This is a genomic window from Paenibacillus sp. FSL R5-0744, assembly GCF_037972555.1.
GTDB lineage: Bacteria > Bacillota > Bacilli > Paenibacillales > Paenibacillaceae > Paenibacillus_AQ.
The window spans coordinates 6,484,570-6,510,148 of sequence record NZ_CP150228.1 but is presented as its reverse complement, the minus strand read 5'-3'; the positions used below and the strand labels follow the sequence as shown (position 1 = coordinate 6,510,148).

At 44.3% G+C, this 25,579-nt stretch carries 20 protein-coding genes; 14 read left to right on the top strand and 6 right to left on the bottom strand.

Annotation, left to right across the window (positions count from 1 at the left end; translation table 11 throughout):
* Window positions 1–37: 37 nt before the first annotated feature.
* From MKY19_RS28840 to MKY19_RS28830, 3 genes are read left to right on the top strand one after another with little or no spacing between them, the layout of a single operon-like run.
* Window positions 38–916, top strand: coding sequence for a sugar ABC transporter permease (locus MKY19_RS28840; protein ID WP_231573358.1), 879 nt, complete (start codon window positions 38–40; stop codon window positions 914–916).
* Window positions 916–1,764, top strand: coding sequence for a carbohydrate ABC transporter permease (locus MKY19_RS28835; RefSeq protein ID WP_339799266.1), 849 nt, complete (start codon window positions 916–918; stop codon window positions 1,762–1,764). The genes MKY19_RS28840 and MKY19_RS28835 overlap by 1 nt, the downstream gene beginning before the upstream one ends.
* Before the next feature lie 22 nt (window positions 1,765–1,786).
* On the top strand, window positions 1,787–4,063 hold the full coding sequence (locus MKY19_RS28830) for a glycosyl hydrolase family 65 protein (protein WP_339799264.1): 2,277 nt from the start codon (window positions 1,787–1,789) through the stop codon (window positions 4,061–4,063).
* Between the two features lie 86 nt (window positions 4,064–4,149).
* Here MKY19_RS28830 and MKY19_RS28825 read toward each other — a convergent pair whose 3' ends face one another.
* From MKY19_RS28825 to MKY19_RS28815, 3 genes are all read right to left on the bottom strand, one after another.
* Window positions 4,150–4,626 carry a DsrE/DsrF/DrsH-like family protein gene (locus MKY19_RS28825; RefSeq protein WP_042192628.1) on the bottom strand — a complete coding sequence of 159 codons (477 nt, stop codon included), beginning with the start codon at window positions 4,624–4,626 and terminating at the stop codon, window positions 4,150–4,152.
* Between the two features lie 243 nt (window positions 4,627–4,869).
* Complete coding sequence (locus MKY19_RS28820) at window positions 4,870–5,187, bottom strand: hypothetical protein (RefSeq protein WP_339799262.1); 318 nt, start codon at window positions 5,185–5,187, stop codon at window positions 4,870–4,872.
* 54 nt (window positions 5,188–5,241) lie between these two features.
* Window positions 5,242–5,865 (bottom strand): GPR1/FUN34/YaaH family transporter, encoded by a 624-nt coding sequence (locus MKY19_RS28815; RefSeq protein WP_042192624.1) that lies wholly within the window; start codon window positions 5,863–5,865, stop codon window positions 5,242–5,244.
* A gap of 335 nt (window positions 5,866–6,200) precedes the next feature.
* Here MKY19_RS28815 and MKY19_RS28810 point away from each other — a divergent pair, with 335 nt between their 5' ends.
* The 4 genes from MKY19_RS28810 (at window position 6,201) to MKY19_RS28795 (ending at window position 10,176) form a co-directional block, all read left to right on the top strand.
* Complete coding sequence (locus MKY19_RS28810) at window positions 6,201–7,118, top strand: prenyltransferase (RefSeq protein ID WP_339799260.1); 918 nt, start codon at window positions 6,201–6,203, stop codon at window positions 7,116–7,118.
* 133 nt (window positions 7,119–7,251) lie between these two features.
* Complete coding sequence (locus MKY19_RS28805) at window positions 7,252–8,028, top strand: DUF6081 family protein (protein WP_339267698.1); 777 nt, start codon at window positions 7,252–7,254, stop codon at window positions 8,026–8,028.
* Window positions 8,029–8,066: 38 nt separating this feature from the next.
* On the top strand, window positions 8,067–9,020 hold the full coding sequence (gene menA, locus MKY19_RS28800) for a 1,4-dihydroxy-2-naphthoate polyprenyltransferase (RefSeq protein WP_339799258.1): 954 nt from the start codon (window positions 8,067–8,069) through the stop codon (window positions 9,018–9,020).
* A 160-nt stretch (window positions 9,021–9,180) separates the two neighbouring features.
* On the top strand, window positions 9,181–10,176 hold the full coding sequence (locus tag MKY19_RS28795) for a Gfo/Idh/MocA family oxidoreductase (RefSeq protein ID WP_339799256.1): 996 nt from the start codon (window positions 9,181–9,183) through the stop codon (window positions 10,174–10,176).
* 87 nt (window positions 10,177–10,263) lie between these two features.
* Here MKY19_RS28795 and MKY19_RS28790 read toward each other — a convergent pair whose 3' ends face one another.
* The gene (locus MKY19_RS28790; RefSeq protein ID WP_042194660.1) at window positions 10,264–11,622 is read right to left on the bottom strand and encodes a dicarboxylate/amino acid:cation symporter; all 1,359 of its coding nucleotides are present in this window, start codon (window positions 11,620–11,622) and stop codon (window positions 10,264–10,266) included.
* Window positions 11,623–12,033: 411 nt separating this feature from the next.
* On the opposite strand from MKY19_RS28790, the gene MKY19_RS28785 reads away from it, so the two are divergent.
* The gene (locus MKY19_RS28785) at window positions 12,034–12,816 is read left to right on the top strand and encodes a hypothetical protein (protein WP_339799255.1); all 783 of its coding nucleotides are present in this window, start codon (window positions 12,034–12,036) and stop codon (window positions 12,814–12,816) included.
* Between the two features lie 73 nt (window positions 12,817–12,889).
* The gene (locus MKY19_RS28780; RefSeq protein ID WP_339799254.1) at window positions 12,890–16,618 is read left to right on the top strand and encodes an S-layer homology domain-containing protein; all 3,729 of its coding nucleotides are present in this window, start codon (window positions 12,890–12,892) and stop codon (window positions 16,616–16,618) included.
* A 60-nt stretch (window positions 16,619–16,678) separates the two neighbouring features.
* On the opposite strand, the gene MKY19_RS28775 is transcribed toward MKY19_RS28780, so the two are convergent.
* On the bottom strand, window positions 16,679–17,692 hold the full coding sequence (locus tag MKY19_RS28775; RefSeq protein ID WP_042192608.1) for an NAD(P)-dependent alcohol dehydrogenase: 1,014 nt from the start codon (window positions 17,690–17,692) through the stop codon (window positions 16,679–16,681).
* A gap of 114 nt (window positions 17,693–17,806) precedes the next feature.
* Between MKY19_RS28775 and MKY19_RS28770 the strand changes: the two genes are divergently transcribed.
* From MKY19_RS28770 to MKY19_RS28755, 4 genes are all read left to right on the top strand, one after another.
* Window positions 17,807–18,199 carry a helix-turn-helix domain-containing protein gene (locus MKY19_RS28770; protein WP_339267692.1) on the top strand — a complete coding sequence of 131 codons (393 nt, stop codon included), beginning with the start codon at window positions 17,807–17,809 and terminating at the stop codon, window positions 18,197–18,199.
* Between the two features lie 201 nt (window positions 18,200–18,400).
* Window positions 18,401–19,201 (top strand): ABC transporter ATP-binding protein, encoded by an 801-nt coding sequence (locus MKY19_RS28765; RefSeq protein ID WP_339267690.1) that lies wholly within the window; start codon window positions 18,401–18,403, stop codon window positions 19,199–19,201.
* Complete coding sequence (locus tag MKY19_RS28760; RefSeq protein ID WP_339799253.1) at window positions 19,194–20,852, top strand: hypothetical protein; 1,659 nt, start codon at window positions 19,194–19,196, stop codon at window positions 20,850–20,852. Before MKY19_RS28765 ends, MKY19_RS28760 begins: the two co-directional genes overlap by 8 nt.
* Before the next feature lie 228 nt (window positions 20,853–21,080).
* Window positions 21,081–23,096, top strand: coding sequence for an EAL domain-containing protein (locus MKY19_RS28755; protein WP_339799252.1), 2,016 nt, complete (start codon window positions 21,081–21,083; stop codon window positions 23,094–23,096).
* A 95-nt stretch (window positions 23,097–23,191) separates the two neighbouring features.
* Here MKY19_RS28755 and MKY19_RS28750 read toward each other — a convergent pair whose 3' ends face one another.
* Window positions 23,192–24,886: a methyl-accepting chemotaxis protein gene (locus MKY19_RS28750; RefSeq protein ID WP_339799251.1), complete on the bottom strand. Its 1,695-nt coding sequence runs from the start codon at window positions 24,884–24,886 to the stop codon at window positions 23,192–23,194.
* Window positions 24,887–25,133: 247 nt separating this feature from the next.
* Between MKY19_RS28750 and MKY19_RS28745 the strand changes: the two genes are divergently transcribed.
* Window positions 25,134–25,565, top strand: coding sequence for a MarR family transcriptional regulator (locus tag MKY19_RS28745; RefSeq protein WP_339267683.1), 432 nt, complete (start codon window positions 25,134–25,136; stop codon window positions 25,563–25,565).
* Window positions 25,566–25,579: the final 14 nt, after the last annotated feature.

Sequence of the window (25,579 nt, the reverse complement as noted above, 5' to 3'; positions counted from 1 at the left end):
CTTCCTGTTTTGTAGAAATGGATAAGAGGTGAAACCATTGAAGAAAAGTGTAAAGAGAAATTTAATAGCCGCAGCTTTTATTGTTCCATCATTATTCATCTTTATAAATGTAGTCATCATTCCATTCGTTATGGGGATTGTGTACTCTTTTACAGATTGGGATGGGTTTAAATTTGCAGGTTCTAACTTTGTAGGCTTCGATAATTATGTACGGGTGTTTCAAGATTCAGATTTTCTTACATCCTTCGGCCTGACATTTAAATATGCCGTATGCATGATTATTCTCGTTAACGTTATCGGACTTTCACTCGCGATGCTGGTGACTTCCAAAATTAAGTCGCGTAATCTTTTACGCTCAATATACTTCCTGCCGAACTTGATCGGCGGTCTGATCCTAGGTTTCATCTGGAAGTTCGTATTCACGAAATTCTTCGTACAGGTTGGAGAAGTAATGGGGAATAGCTCGATCTTCTTCAATTGGTTGGATGATCCGACGGCTTCCTTCTGGGCGCTGGTCTTCGTAGGAACATGGCAAATGGCCGGCTACGTCATGATCATCTACATCGCAGCTATTCAAGGTGTTTCGGATGAGGTGCTGGAGGCAGCTGATATGGATGGCGCAGGCGGATGGATGCGATTCCGCAAAATTATGTTCCCACTCATTATGCCAGCCTTCACGATCAGCTTGTTCTTGACGCTGTCGAACGCATTCAAACAATATGATACCAATATCTCACTAACGAACGGTGGTCCTTACGGTACAACCGAGCTTGTTGCAATGAATATCTTTAAAACCGCGTTTAGTATGAATCAATATGCGCTCGCGCAATCCAAGGCGATTATTTTCTTCCTCGTCATCTTAGTTGTGACGGTTACGCAGGTCGTTATCTCGAAGAAAAGGGAGGTTGAACAATAATGAAACGTCGCAATAAATCAACTTCAATATTGCTTGAAGTTATAGCTTGGGTTTGTGGACTTCTTATGCTGTTGCCTATGTATATTATGTTTGTGAATTCGTTCAAAGGACGTGCCGAGATATTCACCGATACGTTCGGCCTGCCGAAATCCTTTTCCTTCGAGTACTATGCTGCGGCAATGGATAAAATGAACTTTTTGTCAGCATTTAAAAACTCGCTCTTAGTGAGTGTCATTAGTATTGGGCTTATTATTATCTTCTCAGCGATGACATCTTGGATGCTTGTTCGCATGAAGAATAAATTGTCCAATGGCATTCTCCTCTTATTCGTAGGTACGATGCTCATCCCGTTTCAATCGGTGATGATTCCGCTAATGCAATATTTAAACAAATGGGATATCCCATCACTTAATTTCTCTATGATTAATACACATTATGGCTTAATTTTCATGTATATCGGATTTGGGCTAAGTATGTCGGTCTTCCTTTATCATGGTTTTATTAAAGGGGTACCGATTGCTCTTGAAGAAGCGGCGATGATAGAGGGCTGTAATACGTGGCAGACATTCTGGAAGGTTGTATTCCCAATGCTTACGCCAATTACGATGACTGTAGGAATCTTGAATCTATTGTGGATTTGGAATGACTATTTACTTCCATCCTTGACCTTAACAAGCCCAGCGCTTCGTACCATTCCATTGTCAACCTTCTTCTTCTTCGGAGAATTTACAATTCAGTGGAACCTTGCAATGGCAGGACTTGTCGTATCGATTATTCCGGTTATTATCTTTTATCTGTTCGCACAGAAATACATTATTAAAGGCGTTATGGCAGGTGCTGTGAAATAAAATTGGATGAGGGGGCCTTCATATGAAGTCGGGCTGGATTATTGAGAATCATAGGGATATGCAAGACCTCGGCGTTAGTGAGAGTATTTTTAATGTGGCTAATGGTTATGTAGGTGTTCGAGGTAATTTTGAAGAAGGTTACGAAGGTGACGAGCCAACGGTTCGTGGAACATATATAAATGCATTTTATGATATTACACCGATGCTATATGGGGAGAGCGCGTATGGCTTTCCCGATACACAACAGAAACTTGTGAATGTGATGGATGTACAGGATGTGACCATTCATATCGGGGAGGAAAAGTTCAGTCTTTTCACAGGAACGGTCGTATCTGGGCGGCGTTATCTCGATATGCGCGAAGGTAAGTACGTACGGCTCGTGCACTGGATTTCACCACAAGGTAAAGAGGTCGAAATTTCATTCACACGCATGGCGTCATTGACAACACTCGAATTGTTCACGATAGATATTGAGGTAACTCGTATCAATTGTCAGGATGAAGTGACGATTACCTCTGGAGTGAATGGCAATGTAAGTAACTATACGAATGCGAAGGACCCTCGTGTTGCATCGGGTCATGCCAAGCTATTGGATATGAAGAATATCGAGGTGTTCGACGAGACCTCCTTACAAATCGTGCTTGAGACAAATACGTCGAAGCTACAAGTGGCGGCAACAACAGTTCATCAGACAACGCCTGCGGTGAACGGTGAACTGATCAAGGGTGAGAAAAGTGTAATGGTGCGGTATGCGTTCCCAGCCGGTAAGGATATTGTTCAATTCACAAAATTCAACGTATTTACAGATACACGTCGACACGAAGATCCAGCTGCTCACGGACGTGAGTTGATGGCTTTGGTATTAACGCAAGGGATTCAAGCGGCTTACATGGCACAAGAAGTATATTTACAACATTTTTGGGAAATTGCAAATATCGAGATCCAAGGTGATGAGGTACTTGAGCAAGGTCTTCGATATAATGTATATCAGTTGCTGCAATCTGTGGGCAAAGATAAATACAGTAACATCGCAGCCAAAGGCTTAAGCGGTGAGGGCTACGAGGGACATTATTTCTGGGATACCGAAATCTATATCCTGCCGTTCTTCATCCTCTGTCAGCCAGAGCTGGCGAAGCAGTTGCTTCGTTACCGTTATACGATTCTAGGTGAAGCGAAGAAGCGTGCGTTAGAGCTAGGCCACAAGAAGGGGGCCGCTTACGCATGGCGTACCATTACAGGGGAAGAGTGCTCGGGGTACTTCCCAGCTGGTACGGCACAGTATCATATTAATGGTGATATTGCTTATACGTATATTCAATATTATCTCGCGACAGGCGATAAAGATTTCATTGCGGAATTCGGTGCGGAAGTCGTATTTGAAACTGCAAGAACTTGGATGGAGCTAGGTCATTATCATGAAGGTCTATTCAAGATTGATGATGTAACAGGTCCGGATGAGTATACGGCTATCGTAAACAATAACTATTACACGAATGTACTTGCAAAATATAATCTAGAGTGGGCTGCATCGTGGTATAAGCAGCTGGCAGAAACTCATCCTACGGCATGGGAAGCTTTGTGTAGTCGCATTGGCTTAACAACAGATGAGATTACAGCATTTGAAGAAGCGGCTGCGAAGATGTATCTGCCTTTCGATGAGAAGTTGAACATTCATGCACAAGATGATTCTTTCTTAGCGAAGAAGGTGTGGGATTTCGAGAACACACCGGAAGAAAAACACCCACTGCTGCTTCACTATCACCCGCTACACATCTATCGTCATCAGGTGTTGAAGCAGGCCGATACGGTGCTGGCGCATTTCTTGCTCGAGGATGGCATTTCAACCGATGTCTTGCGGAACTCCTACGATTATTACGAGAAGCTGACAACTCATGATTCGTCCTTATCCTGCGCGATCTATAGCATCATGGCTTCGAAGTTAGGTTACTCGGACAAGGCGTACGATTATTTCATTGAAACGGCACGAATGGATTTGGATAACACTCATGGCAACACGAAAGACGGATTGCATATGGCGAACATGGGTGGTACATGGATGTCGATCGTCTATGGCTTCTCGGGTGTAAGGATCAAGGATGATCATTTGGCATTGAACCCGACATTGCCGAAGCAATGGAAGGGATACACCTTCACGATGCGTTACCGTCAAGCGACGATTACCGTGGAAGTGAACCATTTGAAGACGCAATTAATCGTGGATGCACAAGAGCTGATTCATATCAAAGTAATGGAGAAGAGCTTCAAGATTCCAATGGGCAAGACAATCATCACGGTATAATTTATATCCTTTCAATTGAAATCCGAAGCGGCATGAGAAATTCCCCATGTCGCTTTATGTTTTCTTATATTAATTAATTTTAACCGCTATATGAACAGCTGAACATCACTCTCCAAAGCATCTCTTAAATACGCCGCAGCATCGATAATCTCGACCTCTGGCAGCAGTTCTTCTGTTTTAAAGCCCATGATTTCGACGGAGAGCTTACAGGCATAGAACTTGATGTTTTTTTTACGAGCTCCTTTAAGAAAATGAATCAGCTTCGGCGCGCCTTGCTCCTCCATCATCTCCTCTAGCATCATCCGGCCCAGCCCGCTGAAATTCAAATGGGAGAGTGGCAGCTGCCCAGGGCCCTTTGGCGTAATGACATCCATCAGCTTCTCATAAATACTTTTATCCTCTAGCGTCATCTTCTCCGGATCACGCACCAGAAACAAACCCCAGAAAGAGAAAAACATCGTAACCTCTACATCAATATCTCTCGCGGCATTCGCTAGGATCAATCCCGCCATGGCTTTGTCGTATTCTCCGCTGAACATCAGAAGATTTATTTTTTTACTCACCTGCATAGTCCTCCCGTTACTTATATTGAATTATAAGAAAGTATAAGTTTCACGGTATACGTTATCCTTATAATTCTCGCATAAACGCTTAAACGTCCTTAAGAGGACGCCGAAGGCGTTTTAGCTTGGAATGTCATTAGTATGGTTATGGAGGGGAGAAGTATGCGAAGGGACCTTTCGAATTCACAAAAAAAAGCCCCCTTACGGGAGCTTCATCACCTTTATTTTGTTACCTAGCTTCTACTAATGTACTTCAGAATCTTTGGATTCTGGATCTAAGGTGCTGTGGATGTCATGGTAACGGGCGGAAAGCCAAATGCTTCCGGTAAATAATACGATGAGTCCAAGAACGATAGAAAATCGCCAGTCGCCTGCTTTGAAGTTCAGCTGAAGTACCGTTAGTACAAGCGAAACCTGGGTCCAGACCAGTGTTCTTTTGCGAAAAGCCGCAATATCTCCAGACATCTTTGGGATATTCCGAATGATCCAATAGGCAATAACTGCGAGAATAAGCGCAAATATAGCGGTTACGGCTAATTCAGAAGAGGATAGGACATGCATGGTCTCAGGCATCCTTTCGGCTTGCAAAAGTTAGGATTCAAAAAAGGTGAGTTACTATTTCTTGAAAATACCTAGCGGAGCTCCGATCGGTAAGAAAGTGCGTCCGAAATGAGCGTTTAGCACAGAAGCGCCACATCCGTATAAGGATACGATACCAATTCCAAGTTCGGCACAAGCAGCAAGCTTATGGAAGAATTCTGGAGCGATACCAAAGGAATCGAAGGTTAGTCCAATAAAAAGGAAATCTATCAATACAAAAATGATAAGCAAAACTCTATTAGCCTCAACCGCGCCAATGGTCATAAAGATTGTAAAGATCAAGTAACCCAGAAATACAAATCCGAGCTGCTTAGGATCTACAGCCTCTGCAAGCGTTGGGCCGAATACGCCGAGCTTGATCAGCCAGCTGCTAGCCATGCCGAACCAAAAGAAAGCGTAGGCGCCAAATGCGGTCATACCAAAGGTGTTGTTGTGCTTAGCATCTTGAATTGCGGCGAATAGTTGAGCAAATGCTCCGAGGAAGATAGCCCAAGGAATGACGTAGCTAAGTCCTGTTGTAAACTCAAGCTTCTGTGAAGAAGCAACCAATGTGACAATAGCCAGTCCGAATAGCCCGATGGCGCTAGGGTCTGCGGTGACGATTTTGACAGATTGGGTGTTAGGGGATTGCGCTGACATGACAGTAAAAGCCTCCATTATTATATATAGTTTTACGCTCTTAAAAACAGCACTCAAGGAGCGCTGTTCATAGGCTTGCCTATCATATCATATTGGTATGTGCTTGCCTATAAAACAGCGCTCATTTTTTGTTGTAAAAGGGTGGCCTTATGTCCAATAAGAGGTTATTTACATTTTTAGCTTCAACGAAGAAACCTTTTAGCCAAACAAACCGAGGTATTATGTCAAGATTAGACATTATATGCAGTGATAATCTTCACAATCTGTTGAAAATTGATGTATAATAGTCAGTGATAATTATTATCAAGTCATAATGAAAAGGCGGTAAGCTTGAAGTGAGCAAATGGACATTATTTACGAAGGCGACCCGGTTTTGGAGTTTTTCAGTTATGCTTATCCCGATTGTTTTAGGTACAGTTGGGGCATATGTATGGGAAAGGGCATTCCATCCGGTCTTATTTATTCTAACCTTAATAGGAGCGATTTCAGCGCATCTGTTTTCCAATATGGTGAATGATCTGTGGGATTATCGCAACGGAACAGATACAGAGGCGAAGAATTCCGCTGGTGAAATCAGCACAAACTCCGGGCTACTGACAGGTGGAATCCTCTCGGAGTCTTTTTATGCAAAGATGACCTGGAGTATGTTGGCGATTGCCCTCATCTGTGGTGGAATCCTAAGTATATATAGCGGTTGGAATATTCTCTGGTTTGTACTTGCAGGTGCTTTAATCGCTTATTTCTATGTAGCCCCACCCCTGCGGTATGGCTATCGCGGCAAAGGTTACAGTGAGATGGCTATCTTTATAGCTTTTGGGATCATGCCTGTGTTAGGTTCCTTTTTCGTACAAACCGGTCATTTTAGCATGAAGCCTGTCATCCTTTCATTGCCGGTTGGATTCTTGACTACATTGCTATTGTTTAATCATCATTTCTTACATTGGAAAGCGGACGAGCAGGCTGGAAAACTTACGCTTGTTGTAGTGTGGGGTGAACAGAAGGCCCTTGTCTTCTCGCGTGTGCTTCTCTTCACCGGTTATGCATCTGTGGTGATCTGTGTGCTAATGGGCGTACTTCCAGTTTATGCACTTTTGGCATTGGTTACAGCCTTCTGGCCGATTCGTATTTATCGTGGACTGAAGCCACATAATGCTTCACCAGCCTATATCCCGCTCATGGGTGCTTCACAAAAAGCCTCCGTTCGTTGCGGAGTAGTGATGGCAGCAACCTTACTAATTCAAGGATTATTCTGAAGATATAAGAATATATAGGTTTCACGCTATACATTATCCTTATATTTCTCGCATAAACGCTTACCGTCCATTAGGGACGGTGAAGGAGTTTTTGCTTGTACTAGTAATTACCATACAGAAGGAGTGAGCTTTCATGGAAAAGAAGGACAAGGAACTGTTGAAGGAAGAACAAAATGTTAAAGGCAATCAAATGGTGCTTGGAGATTTCCACTCCATTTTAGAAGAAGGAAAGGTCTGGAAGACAGGTGGATTTACACTGCCTGATGGATCCTTTTGGGCTTATCGTGAACCGGAAGCAGTAGTTATCGTTCGTAATGATACGCTGTATGTGCGTGCGAAATTATCTCGTGAGAACCATCAAGTACAAATTCTAGACAATGCTAAGCATATGTATTACTCCGCGGAGCCAGTGGTAATTCCTGAGGCTGGAGAGATTAGCTTTGAGCTGCAAATTCGTAGCCGTACACAAGGAACAGCACCTGGAGATTTGTACGATGGTTATGTATCGCTGAACTTGCTTGATTTTACGACAGGTGCGGCGCTAGACTTTTTTGCGGGAAATGATAAATATGCTAGTGTATATGGTATTTTGCCGTTCCCGGGGGTACAAGTACCAGAGAGCAAAGGAACGAAATATTTCTGCATCTTTAAAGAAGATACGGATTTCAAACCACGTGAATTTAATACCTACCGCATAACGTACCACCGTGGCAACGATGAGGCTGTATTCTATTTGAATGGCAAAGAAGTGCGTCGTGAGAAAAATATTCCGATCAAGTTCAACAACTTTACAGTCGCGCTTGGAATTATGACAGAGAAGGATCTGAGTCCTGAAGGCAGCGTGTCTGTGCATGGACAAACAGTTATTGCAGAATGGTCCCCAGTGAAGATTACAACGACTGAACAGTAATACCTTGCAGGCTCAATTGATAAATAAGGGTGTATGGTGTGAATATTAAAAGCTTTCTAAGATTTGTGGAGCTGCCGACAAAAGTAGCCAGTATGATCCCCTTTCTGATGGGAACGCTGTATGCCCTGTATCGGTTTGAGGATTTTTATGTGTTGCGTTTTGGTCTGATGTTCGTTTCCCTGCTTAGCTTTGATATGGCAACGACGGCGATTAACAACTATTACGATTTCAAAAAAGCTTCCAAAACTCACGGCTATGGCTATGAGACGCATAATGCGATTGTGCATTTTAAGCTAAAAGAGAGCACCGTCGTGGCGACGATTGTTATTTTGCTAGCTCTGGCTGCAGGGGGCGGGATTGCGCTTGTTACGCAGACGGGTTTACTGGTCTTTTTGCTGGGTGGGCTGTCGTTCTTGATAGGGATCCTTTATTCGTTCGGGCCGATCCCGATTTCGCGGATGCCGTTAGGTGAGTTGTTCTCGGGTTTGTTTATGGGCTTTGTCATTATTTTTATTTCTGCCTATATTCATACGGACGAGCATGTGGTAACGCTGTTGCTTCAGAACGGTTGGGTCAGCTTGAATATCAATATTATGGAAGTGCTGTACCTGTTCTGGTTCTCTGTTCCTGCCATTTTGGGGATTGCAGGGATTATGCTCGCTAATAATATTTGTGATATTGATGAAGATGTGGAGAACCGCAGGTACACGCTTCCGGTCTACATTGGCCGACGTAATGCGCTTGTGCTGTTTAAATATCTATACTATGTCTCTTATCTGGATCTTGTAGTGCTGCTGATCTTGGGGGTTAACCCTATTCTTGTCTTGGCGATTCTACTTACACTGATCCCATTGCACCGAAATATCGATTTGTTCAAACAGAAGCAGGAGAAGGCGAGTACCTTTATTCTTGCTGTCAAAAATTTCGTGTTGATGAACGCGGCGCGAATTGCTGTACTTGGTGCGACTGTGCTGTTAAATATGATAATGTAATTTTTCCACTGGATTAAAAAGCAGTATCTATCGGAGTCGAATCTCCTTTGGGTGCTGCTTTTTGCGCTCTGAATGTACTTTTCTATTAGTGATGAGTTTCATTCTATGATAAGGTGTCTTAAAGTATAGTAACTAATCCAAGGGAAGAGGTGTAGCCATTATGGTACAAAAACTTCGGTGGGGAATCATAGGCTGTGCGCAGATTGCGACTGGCTCAGTGATGCCAGCTATCATGAATTCAGATTCGGGAGTGATTACAGCGGTAGCGAGTCGTGGCTTGGAAAAAAGCAGCGCTGTAGCCGCAGAGTTCGGAATAGAGAAAGCATATGGCAGTTATGAAGAGTTACTTGCGGATAAAGAAATCGATGCGGTGTATGTTCCGCTCCCTAATCATCTTCATCGAGAATGGGTGATCCGTGCGGCAGAAGCAGGTAAGCATGTGTTATGTGAGAAACCGATCGCACTGAACAGTGCAGAGGCTGCAGAGATGGTGAAAGCATGCAACGATGCAGGCGTCCACTTAGCAGAAGCATACATGTATCGACATCATCCACGGATTGCTGAACTCCAGGAAATTATCGCTAGCGGTGAAATCGGAGAATTACGCTCGATTCGAGGTACATTTACTTACAATGATGCTACAGACACTTCAAATATTCGTTTTAAATCGGCTTGGGGTGGCGGCTCGCTTTATGATGTTGGCTGTTATCCTTTAAGTGCGGCACGACTGTTATTTGGGACGGAGCCGGAAGCTGTGACCGTGCATGCGAAGTTCTCCCCTGAGCATGATAATGTAGATATGATGGCTTCAGGGCTGGTGGAGTTTCCAAATGGTTTAAGCTTGATCTTTGATTGCGGAATGTGGGCATATAACCGCCAGCTCTTAGAGATTCTTGGGACCGAGGGACGAATTGAGGTGCCTATGCCTTTCAACGCTAGAGACGAGGATGCGGAATTCTTTGTGTACACTGGTGATGAGGTGAGACGGGTCGATGCCACAGGGGCTAATCCATACATTCGGCAGGTGGATGATTTTGCAGCCGCTGTGTTCACAGGTAAGAGACTCATTGCACCGGAGGATCCGGTACTAAGTATGAGGCTGGTTGAAACCTGCCTTACTTCAGCTAAACAACGGCAAAGAATTAGCATGGTGTAACAGCGAATCTAATATGGATCTACAAAAAAACCTCCGGCTTGCTGCATAAGCAGCTGCCGGAGGTTTTTTTGTTTGCATATTCGGATTTTAAACTGTGCTCAAGAGAATATCATCTTCGTCATCATTGCTATTAAAGGCTTCGCGGTCAAATTCACCTTCTGAATTCGCGACCAACAACGCGGTTACAGCTGTTCCTGTTGCATTTACAGCGGTACGACCCATATCGATGAGCGCTTCTACACCTGCAACGATAGCGATTCCTTCAAGCGGCAGGCCAAGAGCGGTTAAGACTACTGTAGTGGAGATTACGGCTGGTCCAGGTACGCCAGCTACACCAATCGAAGAGATAATACTTACTAAGACCAGCGTAATGTAGTCAGTCCAGTTCAGATCAATACCGAATACTTGGGCGGTAAACACAGCCACAATCGCCGGCCAAATGCCACCGCACGCATTAAAGTTGACCGATGCTCCTAACGGCGCAATAAAGCTCGCGATCCGCGGGGAGACATGAAGGCGCTTCGTAATCACTTCAAGATTGACAGGAAGTGTTGCGTAGCTGCTTCTAGTCGTGAAGGCAACGGTAATGGTTGGATAGATTTTGCGGAAGAAACGGATTGGATTCACCTTCGCTACTAATAGAACCAACCCGCCAAAGATAAGAACAAAATGAATAATCATTGCGACATATGAGGTAATGATTACGCTGCCCAGTTCCTGCAACGTTTCCCAGCCATAACGTGCGGTAATTCCTGCAATCAGTGCGAAGACACCGTAAGGCGTCAAGCGAATAATGAATTTCACGACCTGATGCAGTATCAGTGTCAGGGATTCAATAAGATCACGTACAGGTTTCACGGCTTCCGGTTTCTTGGAGCCAATTTTGATTATAGCTACTGCTAGGAAGATAGCGAAAATGAGCAGAGGCACAACCTTACCCGTAGCTGCTTCATTCACAGGGTTAGATGGCACAAGATCCAGAATAACCTGTGAGAAGGTAGGGATTTCCCGGGCGGCGAAATCCGCAGGTACATCCTGTTGTATCCCTTGACCAGGATTGAACAGCAGCGCAACCGATAGGCCGATAATAGAAGCGATACCCGTCGTTCCGAGGAACCAGGCGAAGGTTTTGATCCCTATTTTGCGCAGATACTCCAGATTAGTTAAGGAAGAAATACTGTTTAATACGAGTATGAATACTAAAGGAATGACGAGCATGCGAATCAAGCTGACATAAATGCTGCCGAATGTGCTAATGGCTTTGGTCTCTAAATCGAAGTATTGAAAGAATATTCCGGCAATAAGTCCGATGCCAAGTCCGATGAGTACCCGAGTACCAAATCCGATGCGTTTACGTGCCAGTAGAAACAAAATTGCAAAAACAAATATGGAAGCTACAAATCCATACCAGTTCGTTTCGATGGCGGATAACAAGTTGTTATCTATGTTCACTACTAATACCCCCTTAAACCTAGTTTTTTAATGTGATTAATCCTATTGAGATCAATCTATATAGAATTTATAGTAAAGTCAATGTAATAATATGTTAAAAATAATCAATCCCGATAAAAACCATGTGAAAAATAAAAATTGATTGACAAGGCGCATCGTCATGAATAATATGGAACTTAATCACAAGCCAATTGGAATCGACTGGACAGCCGGAGATTCAACGAAAGACGCGTGTTTTGCGTCTCGTTGAGTCTCTTTTTTTTATTTTAGAGAAAGGAGAATTTAGGGGTTAAGGTACAACGATGAAGTTAAGAAGCATGGATCTACTGGACAGCCAGAGATTCAACAGGTACGTAATACGTGCCGTGTTGGGTCTTATTTTATTTGAAAAGGATGGTACACATTATGAAAAAACTTACGATATCTTTGGTTGCTGCAACTGTTGTCTTTTCCGCACTGACGTATGCCGCAGTATCCGCTAATAAAAAGACAGCAGAGGCAGCATCCATTGAAGCAAGCAGTAATACAGCAGTATCGGTTTCAGCAGCAGCGGCACCTGTAGCTACTTCTGCAGCCGAAGTCGTTGTTCAGGCAGAAGCCACTTCGGCTCCTGTTACAGAAACGGTTCAGCCGGAATCTTCAGCTCCAGCAGTGGAGACTGTCTCCGCAAAAGCGACTGCTGCCCCAGACGCAACCGTTGATTCTGCGGAGAAAACTGTTGCCTCAGCAGCTCCAGCGGTGGGTGAAACTCAGCCTAAGGTGACCGCAGCTCCAGCCGCGGAGACCGCTAAGGTAGCTACAACTACAACCACGGTAGCTGCGACTGTCAAAACGCAAACTCAAACAGCTACACCGGTTCCAACGGCTGCGCCTACGGCAGCTCCCAAAGCAATCGTAACTGCCAAAGCAGCTCAACCGACATCTGTTCCTGTCGTATCTGCTCAGCCTAAGGCCACTGCGGCACCTGTAGTAACAGCAACGGAAGCACCTTCGAAATCGAAATCCATTACTTTCTCCACAACTGAGGTGGTTAAAGCGACAGCCGCTCCGGTCGTTGAGTCTGCCCAACCGAAGACATCGTCTTCTGCACCTGCATCATCCACGGTCAGCGCACCAGCAGCTGCTCCAGCGGAAACGGTTCAGGCACCCGCACCGGCACCAGCCGCTGAGGAAGAGGTTTGTCCTTGATGAGCGGCAGGCTCATTCAGGATTCCTTTCAGCCCATACATCACATAAACCTATTTAAGGCGAGGTGCACATAATGATACGACCATTAACCTTTAAAAAAATTCTAACGCTGCTGTTGGCAGCCTCCCTGCTAATTCTGCCTACTCAGGCAGGAAGAGCTTATGCAAATCCGGATAACGCAGAGGCGCTAACTTCTTCTGGCTCAAGTAGTGGTGTAAGCCACTTTGATTATTTCAGTCATGTCTATGACCGTCTGAATGATCCTAATCATGTATTTAAAACGGCAACCTATGAGGATATCGTTCACCTTTTTGAGAGTGAAGGCACTTACGCTGTTCTGGTTGGCGGCGCTTGGAGCGAGAATACACAGGCCGATATCGGCTTTATCAATGAAGTAGCTAAAGAATATGGCATCTCTACGATTTATAACTTTGATACTAAGCTGGACGGTGACACGCTCCAGATTGCAGACAGCAATAATAAATTTGCTTACAAATACGTTGACCTGGTAAACAAATATTTAAAGAATTTGAATCTGTCCTCGAAGGATATTCCAGAACGCAATGTTAGCTATACCAATAAAAACGGGGATGTCGTAACTGCTAATAAGATCGAATCTCCATTTCTCTTGGTATACAACAAGGATCACAAGGATGCACAAGGAAATATCGCTCCTGTTGTATCCTATCTGGATAAAAGCTACTCGTGGAATGAGTTCCTGACGAACGGAACACTTGATGCTACGAAGGTTAATACGTATAAAGCATCAGTAAGAGAGGTACTTAGTGCCGCTTCTGGGTATAACACGATCGATGAATCTGCTTATATCAAGGCGGCGTTTAACAAGAACTACGAGGGCGAAAATGAGGGCAAACCTACGATCTTCAACGAATCGGACGGTACGCTCGTGTATGAACATGTGACCTATCATCAGCTGAAGCAAATTTTGGCGAGTGATGGCAACTATGCGATTTTGTTAGGTGGATCATGGTGCCCTAACACGCAAGCGGTTATCAAATATATTAATGAGTATGCCAAAAAGCATAACCTCGATAAGGTCTACTTCTTCGATACGAAGCTCGACTCTGGGGTGACGGTTGCTGAACCAAGCAATAACAGCGGCACCAAGGGCAATGCCAATCCGCATAATAATAATGAGCTTCAGATTAGAACAACCAATCACCCATATGCGAAGTTGTATGTTGATCTGGTCCGTACTTATCTGACTAATATCAAGACCGAGAACAATACAGCAGCCAAACCATCTGTGATTAGTTATGTGAATGAGCTTGGAGATACCGTGATTGGAGATAGACTTCAGGTTCCATATCTGTTCACGTACAACAAGGATAACAAAGGTGCAGACGGCACTAATGCACCTATTCTAGGGCATATTGAGCTTATGTACAGCTGGACGAACATCCAACCGGATTACGTGCAGGCGAATTACCCTGTCGGAGCCAGATACACTAACACTACCACAGCTCTGGATAAGCTATTCTCTAAACTGGAAGCTGTACCGACTGGACTTACGGGTGTAGCACCAACCGCAGCAGACAGTAAGGATGGGCAAATCTTGGGCACAAGTTCAGCCTTGGAATATAAGCTGGCTGGAGATACGGCATATACGCCAATATCAGGATCAGCGATTACAGGGCTTGCGCCTGGTATTTATAAGGTAAGATATGCGGCTACATCAGGATATCAAGGTCCAACGAACGCAGCGGGACCAACGATCATTTCTTATAATGCTGGAGAAGACGTAAGTGTGGAGGTGCCTGCTTATATCCATCAACAAGCAGCTCCAACAGGTCTATTAGGGGTAGCTCCTACTTCTGAAGCTAACGATGATGGGCAAATTACGGGCTCAGCTGAAGGGCAGGAGTATAAGGGTGTTGGAGAAGCTGATTATAAGCCTGTAACAGGCGTAGCCATCACAGGTCTTACTCCGGGCTTTTATAATGTGAGATTTGCGGCAAAAGAAGGATACAGCGTAGGTAAAGATGCTACTGTTGAAGTTCCGGCCTATGGCGAGCAAGCAGCTCCTGTAGGGCTAGTGGGGGTGGCACCGACTACTGCAGCCAATAATGATGGCAAAATCACAGGGACTACGAAAGCGTTGGAGTATAAGCTATCAACAGTTACCGATTATGTCTACGCAACAGATGTAGAGATCGTTGGACTGGTACCGGGGACGTATCAGGTAAGATACGCAGCCAAAGAAGGATTTAATGCAGGCAGAGCAGCAGATGTGATTGTTCCAGTATTCACTGCAGAGCAAGCAGCGCCATCCGGTTTACAGGGGGTAGCACCTACCTCTACTGCGAACAATGATGGGAAAATTACAGGAACCACAACAGCCTTAGAATATAAGCTGTCCAGTGTGACTAATTATGTGTATGCACCAGATAAAGAGATTACAGGTCTAATACCAGGTACGTATCAAGTTCGATACGCAGCGAAAGAAGGTTATAAGGCGAGTCCAGTAACTAATATTATTGTCCCTGCTTATGTATCTATTTCAGACCCAGGAACAAGCGGGCCTGGCGGCAGCAATCCTGCGCCGAGCACGACCACACCAACACCAACAGCAAGCCCTCAACTGGTTGCTACAACAACAACCGGTAACACTGTGAATTTATCATCAACAGCAGCAACCAAAACGGATAAAACCACAGGAGTAACCACAGCAACAATCACGAAGGAAGCGGCTACCGAGCTTGTGAATCTTGCTAAAAAGGCAGAAGCGGATGGGAAGAAAGCCGTACTTGAAATTAAAGTAGCAGCTACTTCTGAAACCCAAACAGCCGAGCTTACGCTACCGAGAAGCATAATCAACGAGTTGGTCTCTGGTACAAAGGCCGAGATTACCATACATTATGAGAATGTAGGTACGATTACGCTTGATGCCAAATCTTTGGCAAGTATTAGCGCAGCCTCGGATGCAGGGGACATTGTCATAACCATCGCTAAGGTTTCGTTAACGGCGGAAGGTAAGGCCGTTCTCGGGGATAGACCGGTTTATGATTTGTCGGTAAAAGCAGGTCAGAGTACCCTTTCCACCTTTGGTGGGGGCAGTGTCCATATCAGTGTGCCATATACACTGCAAGCAGGAGAACAGAAAGATGCGGTCATCGTATACCATATCAATACCAACGGAAGCTTGGAGAATGTACGCGGCAATTATAACGCTGCCAAGGGAACCGTAGATTTTGTTACCACACATTTCTCCCAATATATTATTGGATATAACAAGGTGAGCTTTGCGGATGTTTCAGAGACATCGTGGTATAGCAGTGCAGTAGGTTATCTTGCGGCACGCAGTATCACATCCGGTACGGATGCAGAGCATTACAGTCCGAATGCTGCAATAACTAGAGGGCAATTCATAGTCTTGCTCTTGAATGCTTATGGCATCACACCCGACGCTACCGCAACTGATAATTTTGCGGATGCGGGCAATACGTATTACACGAACTATCTCGCGACTGCTAAGCGCCTTGGGGTAGCCACGGGTTCTGGAGATAATCAATTCCAGCCAGAGGTTCAGATCACTAGACAGGAGCTATTTACACTCTTGTATCGCTCACTTGTAGCGCTAGGTGAACTGCCATCCGAGAAGAAGGCTGTAGCTCTTTCTGATTTTGGTGATGCAGGGGATATTGCTGGCTATGCACAGGAAGCCCTTCAGGCGCTGGTGGAAAGAGGTGTAGTAACCGGAGCGAATAGCAAGCTGAGTCCTAAAGAAGTTACTACAAGAGCGCAAGCGGCACAGGTCATTTATAATTTATTATCGAAATGATTGGCGGTAGCTGAATATAACAGTAGAACCCCCCTGCTTTTTTACAGGGGGGTTCTACTGTTAAAACTTAATGCAGATTTTTCCGAAGTGTGTACCCTTAGCCAAGTATTGCAATGCTTCAACAGATTGTTCAAATGGAAATACAGCGTCAATGATAGGGCGAAGTCCATTTTGTTCAACCGCACGGTTCATCGTCTCAAACATGTCACGGCTTCCGACATTGATGGCTTGAAGGCGTGCTTTTCTCAGAATTGCAGGGATGATTTCAAAGCCCTCGACTTGGAAGCCCGACAGACCGCCTACCAGACTGATCCTTCCACCCACCCGCAGCGCCACGATTGACTTATTTAATGTGGATGATCCACCGAGATCAACAATATGGTCTGCCCCGCGTCCCCCTGTCAGCTCAAGAACAGCCTTATCCCATTCAGGAGTCTTTAAATAATTGATACCAAAATCCGCTCCCAATCCCTTTGCACGCTTAAGCTTCTCATCGCTGCTTGATGTGATGATCACCTGTGCACCGTGAAGCTTGGCAAATTGAAGCGCGAATAGTGAAACTCCACCCGTTCCTTGTATCACTACAGTCTCTCCAGCCTTCACCTTTCCTTCTTCAACAATAGCATGCCAGGCTGTAACACCAGCACAAGGAAGTGTTGCCGCTTCTTCATCAGTTAATAGATCTGGAACACGAACCAATCCCTCCTCGGGAAGCACAACATATTCTGCAAGCAACCCATCAAGCGGACTTCCAAGTGAGCTCACCCAATTTTCTTGTGTAGGTTCTCCCGAAACCCAACTTTGAGTAAAAATACCGCTTACCCGGTCACCAATCTTAAATCTGGACGTATGCTCACCTAAGGCGACAACTTCACCAACACCGTCCGATACTGGAATTAATGGAGCGTTCAAAATTGGGTTATAAAAACCATCAATGACACCTAAATCTCTAGCGTTAAGGGAAACTGCCCGCATTTTTATACGAACTTCACCAGAACCAGGATTAGGAATTGGACGTTCGGCTACCTTCAGTTGATCGAGGCCAAATTCACTTTGGATTTCGTATACTTTCATGAGCAATCTCTCCTTCTTGAAGTGCATAGACATACAATAATCCATAAATTACACTTAAGTAAGGAGGCACTTTATAGTGTCCAGGGAACCAAAAAGTGCATGGGAGGACTTTATATGAACAATCCATTTTCGACGAATGCCGTAGAGCCTGATATCTCGTTATCGATTTGTGGGTACAGTAAGGTCCTTGATATTATCTCTAATAAATGGACAGCTTTGGTCATCTATGCCATGGAAGATGGAATCATTCGTTACAGTGATATCAGAAGACGAATCGAAGGCATCTCTAAAAAAATGCTAACTCAAACTTTGCGGCAACTGGAACGAGATGGGTTGGTAAAGCGTGAGATTACACCTTCAGTTCCACCCATCGTAGAGTATTCTCTAACACCCCTAGGGGTATCTTTACTTGAGCCTATGAGAGCGTTAAATCGGTGGACGAGTCAAAATTATGTATGGGTTGAAAAGGCCAGAGCTTCATATGATCAAGTGGATCAAACAGAATAATTTGTGTGGGATAGATCTCTACACTCTAAGGGGGAACCAATGGTTCTCCCTTTTGTGCTGAACAGGGCATTAGCATTCATAGATATAAGATTAGTGAGTTAAATTATGGAGCGGGATTCAGTTGAATGATACAATTATTGTAATTTTATGAAATAGTAATTTTTAACATCGTCAATTAGTCGCTAGAGAGGGGATTAGGATATGGGCCTTGCTGATGATCCAGTCATTGCGATTTCTGGTTTATGGATGAACTACACGGACCGAATGGTGCTAAAGGGCATTGACCTTAAGGTATACAGAGGACAAATTATTGGCTATATCGGCCCTAACGGGGCAGGAAAGAGTACAACTGTTAAGATTATGCTCGGTCTGGTAGAAGGCTACAACGGCAAAGTAGAGATTTTCGGTAGGGATATTGCTGATGGAGATGTTTCTTACAAAAAAAGAATAGGTTATGTGCCGGAGGTAGCCGAATTATATGATAGCCTCACCGCTAGGGAATATCTAACTTTTGTAGGTGAGCTGTATGGCATGAAGCGTAGTGATGTGGATTCCAAAGCTGGAAAATTAATGGCCTTGCTAGGTCTTGAGAAAGCTTATGATTCGCGAATCGCAACCTTCTCCAAAGGGATGAAACAAAAGGTACTGCTGATCTCCAGCATGCTTCATGATCCCGATATTCTGTTCCTAGATGAACCGTTGAGCGGTCTGGATGCCAATAGCGTAATGGTGGTAAAGGAGATTTTTGCATCTTTGGCGGCACGGGGCAAGACCATTTTCTATTCTTCACACATCATGGATGTAGTTGAGAAGATCAGTAGCCGGATTGTTTTGATCGATGGTGGTGATATCGTGGCGGATGGGAGCTTTGCTGAGCTAAGAGAGAAAGGCCGCGAAGGGTCGCTTGAGGATATTTTTAATAAACTAACTGGATTTGATAAATACCGTGATATTGCTGGGGAATTTGTTGCGGTCATGCAAGAGGGATATTCTCATGACTGATTTCTATGTGCTGAAGCTTCTGGATAAGCTGCGAGGTGGGTTTAGCCGAATCGGAGTTGATTATGATGTGATGCGGAGTATTCTGCAGGTCAAACTGACGATGGACGGAAGAAGAACACCGACAGTGCTCGCTGGAATGCAGAAGAAGGAGGAGAAGAAAGAGGGCTCGCCGCTGCGGGTGCAATGGATTTATTTACTTTTTGGCGTCATGTTAATTCCTCTTATGATGTTAACGGGGAACTATATGCTGCAGATGAGTCTAGTGTTTGGTGTAGTGATGTTTATGATTACGACCACACTGATCTCTGATTTCTCTTCCGTGATGCTTGATCTTCGGGACAAAAACATACTGGCTTCAAAGCCAGTGAACCGCCGTACCTTGAACATGGCGAAGAGCATCCACATTCTCATTTATTTATTTTCAGTGACGCTGACCTTGACCGGACCTTCGCTGATTTTGTGCCTGTTCAAACAGGGAGTACTATTTTTTCTAATATATGCTGTTGAGATCATTCTGATGGACTGCTTTATCCTCGTCATTACGGCGCTGCTTTATTTATTGATTATGAAGTTTTTCGACGGGGAGAAGCTCAAAGATATTATTAATTATGTACAGATCATTTTGACTATAGGGATTACAGTAGGGTATCAGCTCGTTGTTAGACTGTTCGATATTGCTGAATTGAGCCTCTCTTTTAAGCCGGCATGGTGGCAGTATTTGATTTCTCCGATTTGGTTCGCGGCTCCATTTGAGATGTTGATTGGCGGGGCGAGAGATACACACTTCGTGGTGCTTTCAGTGCTAGCTTTAGTAATTCCGGTTCTGCTGATTGTGGCTTATATTAAGCTGATGCCTTTATTCGAAAAGAGCTTACAGAAGCTTTCAGAACAAGGGAACGTTGGCAAAAGTAACGCCCGAATGGTGGACTGGTTGTCGAAAATAACTTGTAAGAACCCGGTAGAGGGCATGTTCTTTCGTTTTAGCTGGTCGATGATGAAGAATGAGCGTGACTTCAAGTTAAAGGTATATCCGGCAATCGGTTATTCCATTGTCTTCCCGTTCATTTTTATATTTGGCATCTTTTGGGATGGAAATGCATCGTCTATCAAGGATTCGAACACATACCTGATGATTTATTTCGGTGCGACGTTACTTCAGACGGTTGTTCTAATGCTAAGGTACTCTGCGGGTTATAAAGGCTCTTGGATTTATAAGCTGATTCCTCTGCCAAACACCGCACCCATCTATCGTGGAATGCTTAAGGCAGCGATAGTTCGCCTGCTATTACCTTTATTCGCTATAGAAGCGATAGTGTATCTTTGGTTGTTTGGGCTGCGGATTGTGCCAGACTTGGTAGTCGTGCTGTTTGCAATGCTGATCTATGCGGTCATTTGTTTCCGTTCTTATCCTCCGGTACTACCTTTCTCAGAACGTTATGAGGCAGCTAAACAGAAGGATTACACCGCAAGCTCCTTTGGGTTACTATTTTTGCTGATGGGGATGGCAGGTATTCATTATGTCTTCACTTTGTTTATGGGTGGAGTTTATATCTACCTGTTGGTTCTGGTAGTTTTGAATCTATGGATATGGCGAATTACATTTCCCAAAAATGTATCATCAACAGGTCGTGGTTCAAGTTTTCCGGGTTGAGTGATTGTGTCAAGTATGGACATTTTTCGCGTAATAAAAAAGGGTATAAATTCCAGTATTTACTTAGACAATCTTCTGAATACAGAGTAGAATACATCTAAAGTTTCTTTTTATGGATAACCTATAATCTTTACGCACTCTTCCATATCTGATATTCGTGTACTGATTTTTTACTTGAGAAATACGCTGAGCGATTACGGGATTCAAAACCGGTGAAGAGGTTAACTAATGGATAAAATGGGAATCCACTTTAATGTTTGGATTGTTTTACTATCATTTGTGCTAGCGGCGACAGTTACTTATTCTGCACTAAATCTGATTTCGCAAGTTTCGCGTTCTACTGGCAAAATCCGACGTCTGTGGTTGATCTCGGGAGCTTGTGTGTTAGGCTGCGGTATATGGGCAATACATTATGTTGGGATAATGGCGAATCGCTTTCCGGCGGAGGTCAATTATTATCCAGGCAGATCTATAATATCACTATTAGTTGGTGTGTTATTCTGCTATTTGGCATTCCGGATCACATCTGTTCCTCAGTTAAAGATATGGAATTTAGTAGTAGGTGGTATTCTCTTGGGAAGCGGCTTTTCGGCTATGCATTATATCGGAATGTCTTCTATGAAGATTGCGACGAGGATTCATTATGATATATGGATTCAAGCCGTTGCTGTAATTCTGGTTTTGGTTTCGTCTTATATCGGATTATTGATGTTTCAAAAGTTTAAAGAATGCGCAGGGTTTCAGCGATGGAAGCTATACTCGGCGTTGTTTATCGGATTTTCAGTTACCGGATTGCATTACACAAGTGTAAAGGCTTGTCATTTTGAATATAACAACTTACCTGGAAACAAACCTTTTTTTGTAGAGACTGATGTTATACTGTTAATGGCATTTTCGCTGGCAGCGCTACTTATGCTCGCAGTTTCTGCTGGCGCCGTATTTCTGGATCGCCATGTGCTTGAACGAATGGCTTATCAAGATCCGCTAACAGAGCTGCCGAATCGACATGGACTAGAACGCTATTTTAAAGATGAATTTTTTGAAAGTAGATCTGGTGCTGTTTTTATTGTAGATCTAGATCGCTTTAAGTCGATTAATGATACGCTGGGACATGATATAGGTGATATGTTACTACAGGAGGTCGCTGTTAGATTAATTCGTTCTGTAGGGGATAAAGGAAAGATCTTCCGTTTAGGCGGTGACGAATTCCTGATTGCTCTTCCAGATTGCACGCTGGAGGGTGCGCAGGAAGAAGCAGGGCATATTATGCATGAACTTAAGGAATTCTATCGTATTCAGGGCAATGAGCTATATGTTACTGCAAGTGTTGGAATCAGTATGACTCCTATGCATGGGACTGATCGCTCAGCGCTAATGAAGGCTGCGGATACGGCTCTTTATACCTCTAAGGATTCAGGTAAGAATAAATGCAGTGTGTTCGACCAGGAAGTAAATCGCCATCAGTTACGGCGGATGTCGCTAGAGAAGGATCTTCGAAAAGCTTTGGCTCGTTCTGAGTTTATGGTTGTGTATCAGCCGAAATGGGATTCATATATGAATGTTACGGTGGGTCTTGAAGCGCTGCTGCGCTGGAGACACCCAGAGCATGGGATCATTTCGCCAGCGGAATTCATTCCTATTGCAGAGGAGACCGGACTGATCGTTCCGATTACCTATTGGATGCTACATGATGTGTGTAGCCAGAACAGGTTCTGGCATAAGGAAGAGATAGCTAACGTACCGGTCTCTATTAATATGTCCGCACGGATGTTTGAGGATGGGAGTCTATACGATGTTGTAGCGGAAGCACTCACATGTGCAGAATTAGAGCCACACTTTCTCGAACTGGAGATTACAGAGTCCATTGCGATGCATAACATGAAAGAGACGGTTGCACAGCTGTCTAGACTTCGATTGCTTGGGGTAAGAGTATCGCTGGATGACTTTGGGACAGGCTTCTCCTCCCTTGGTAATTTGGATGAAATCCCAGTGAACACACTCAAGATTGACCAAGTATTTATTCGTAACAGCAAGATGCACTCCAAGAAAGCTATTATCAGCAATATTATTGCGATTGCGACTCATCTTAATATGGAAGTCGTGGCGGAAGGTGTGGAGACACCAGAGCAGATTGAATTGCTGAAATCACTGGGTTGTAGAGTCATGCAGGGTTATTATTACGGTCGGCCGATGCCTGTACATGAGCTGGGTGAGTGGTTTATAGCGAATACGGCAGCGTCGTGATCTCAATACATAGAAGAGGGGCTAGCGACCAAGCAGAATTTCTCTGCTTGGTCGCTAGCCCCTTTAAGTTTAAGAACTTACATGAATAAGAAGAATTATACTTTGAAACGTTCAATTAGAATCTGTAACTTCTCAGCTAGCGAGGACAGGAAACCTGCAGCTGACTCCACTTCTTCCATGGCTGCAAGCTGCTCTTGTGAGGAGGCGGATAATGTTTCCGCACCGCTTGCTGTCTGATTAGCGACGTCTACAATATTCTGTAGAGTAGTAACGAGACCATCGGAGATGGAGGCTAGCTCGCGGACTGTTCCGGAAATCTGCTGACTTTGTGAAGCCATCCCAGAGACAGACATCTCAATCTCGGAGAAGGATTGACCTGCCGTTACGATTAATTCCCGGCCTTGATCCATCTCTTCTGTAGAGCGCTTCATGGTTTCTCCTGCTTGGTCCATCTGATTTACGATGATGCTTACGAGTTGTCCGATTTGAGCAGCAGATTGGGCGGATCGCTCGGCAAGCTTGCGTACGGATTGTGCAACTACCGCAAAGCCCCTTCCCTCTTCTCCGGCTCTTGCAGCTTCAATGGCTGCATTCAGCGACAGCAAATTGGTTTCTTCTGCGATGCTCGCAATCGTGCCCACAATATTCTCAATTTCCTTGGAGTAGCCACCCAAGGTTTCAATAATGACAGCTAAATCAGTGATGCTGTCACTGACGATGCTCATCTGTTGTGTAGTAGAGTCCATTGCTTCTCGACCTGTACGAGCCTTTTCGGCGTTACTGGTAGCATTATTCATTGCATTATCAGCATTTCCTGCAATCTCTGTAATGAAGTGTGATAAGTCTTGTACAGACTTATATCCACCCTCCAAATTTTGCAATTGTGTATTAGCTCCATCGGCAAGTTCAATCGAAACGTTGACACTGTACTCACCAGCACGGTTAGTTTCCTGTGCACTGGCAGAGAGCTCTTCGGATGAAGACGCCACCTGCATGGAGGTTTCATTAACTTCGGTAATGAGCATGCGCAAGCTCTGCGTCATGCCGTTGAAATTTCGAGCTAGTGTACCAATCTCATCCTTGCTGTTGAATGAAATAGGATCATGAGTAAGATCACCCTGTGCAACAAGATTTACGCCTCTGGATAGCCTTGTTAGTGGACTTACCATTCGGCGGATTAAGAGATATGCTGCCACAATAGCAATAACTAGAATGGAAGTCCCGATAATAAAAGGCTGAACAATGATGTCTCGGGTCCGTTCTTGAATTAATGGGCCATCGAAGTTAATAGCCATTAGAGCAACTATAGGCTTGGACGGATCATGATCCTGATAGATGGGGCCGTAACCCGTCTTAAGTGAGGTACCTTCGTATGTATAAACCTTGGAGTAAGCGGAATGCTTAGATTTAGTGATCAATTGCTTCTCTTCATCTGAGAAATAAAAAGTGTCGCCTGCTTTATAACCTCTTGCTTTGAAGCTTGAATCTGCGGCGAGGATCTTTCCGTCTAGCGATAAAATGAACGCCTCTTTAAAAATAGCCTTATGTGCCACAATCCAACCGATCCGGTCTTCGACAGCCTCCAATTTGCTTTGATCTCCTGCAATTAACGCGGTAATATCTGATGGGTCAATCAGCCCGGTTGTAATATTGGCACATCCTACCAATTCGATACCTGCTGCTTCATCTACTTGCTTATACGCAGTACGGTATCCGAAGAACCCGATGGATGATCCAACAAGAAGTAACACGATGAACATCATCCAAGTTAATTTAGTTGCCAATTTCATTCTTTGCACCAACCTTGACAAAATATGTTTTCGGAGACAATCGCTCTCACTGCTACGATTATAGCGTATCGTTAAGCCTATGACCTTACATAGAATATAGTATTTTTGTGTCGGATATTGTAAAATGGTGGAAAAAATATGGAAATAAACGTGATTATGAAATCTTTAGTAGACAAAAGCATTGAATCCTGACCAGTTCTAGTGGTACGCTTGTGTTATTAAAAACGGATTGGGAGTTGAAACAAGGATGCCGCATCAATTAGATCCGTTAATAGAGCGTCTTGGATTATCCATGTGGAGAGTACAGCGTAAGATCATGTCTCAAAGGACTTTGCATAAAGAACTCGGACTTACCGTACCTCAGATGGGTCTGTTAAATATAGTAGCGAAAGAGAAAAAGTCGCGGGTGGTACAACTGGCGGAGTCTATGGAGGTCAAATCCAGTGCCATTACCGTGATGCTCGATCGCCTGGAAGCGCTGGGTTTTATTAAGCGTGAGACGGATGGATCGGACCGGAGAGCGGTTGTGGTGACGATCACCGAGCAAGGTCAGCAAATACTTGAAGAAGGACATTTCCGTTCAAAACAGCTGCTTGCTGAGCATTTATCTATACTGAAGCCGGATGAGCTGCAAAAGTTTGCGGAGTACTACCGTATGATCGAGGATCAGGAACGGTAAATCTCTAGCTTTAG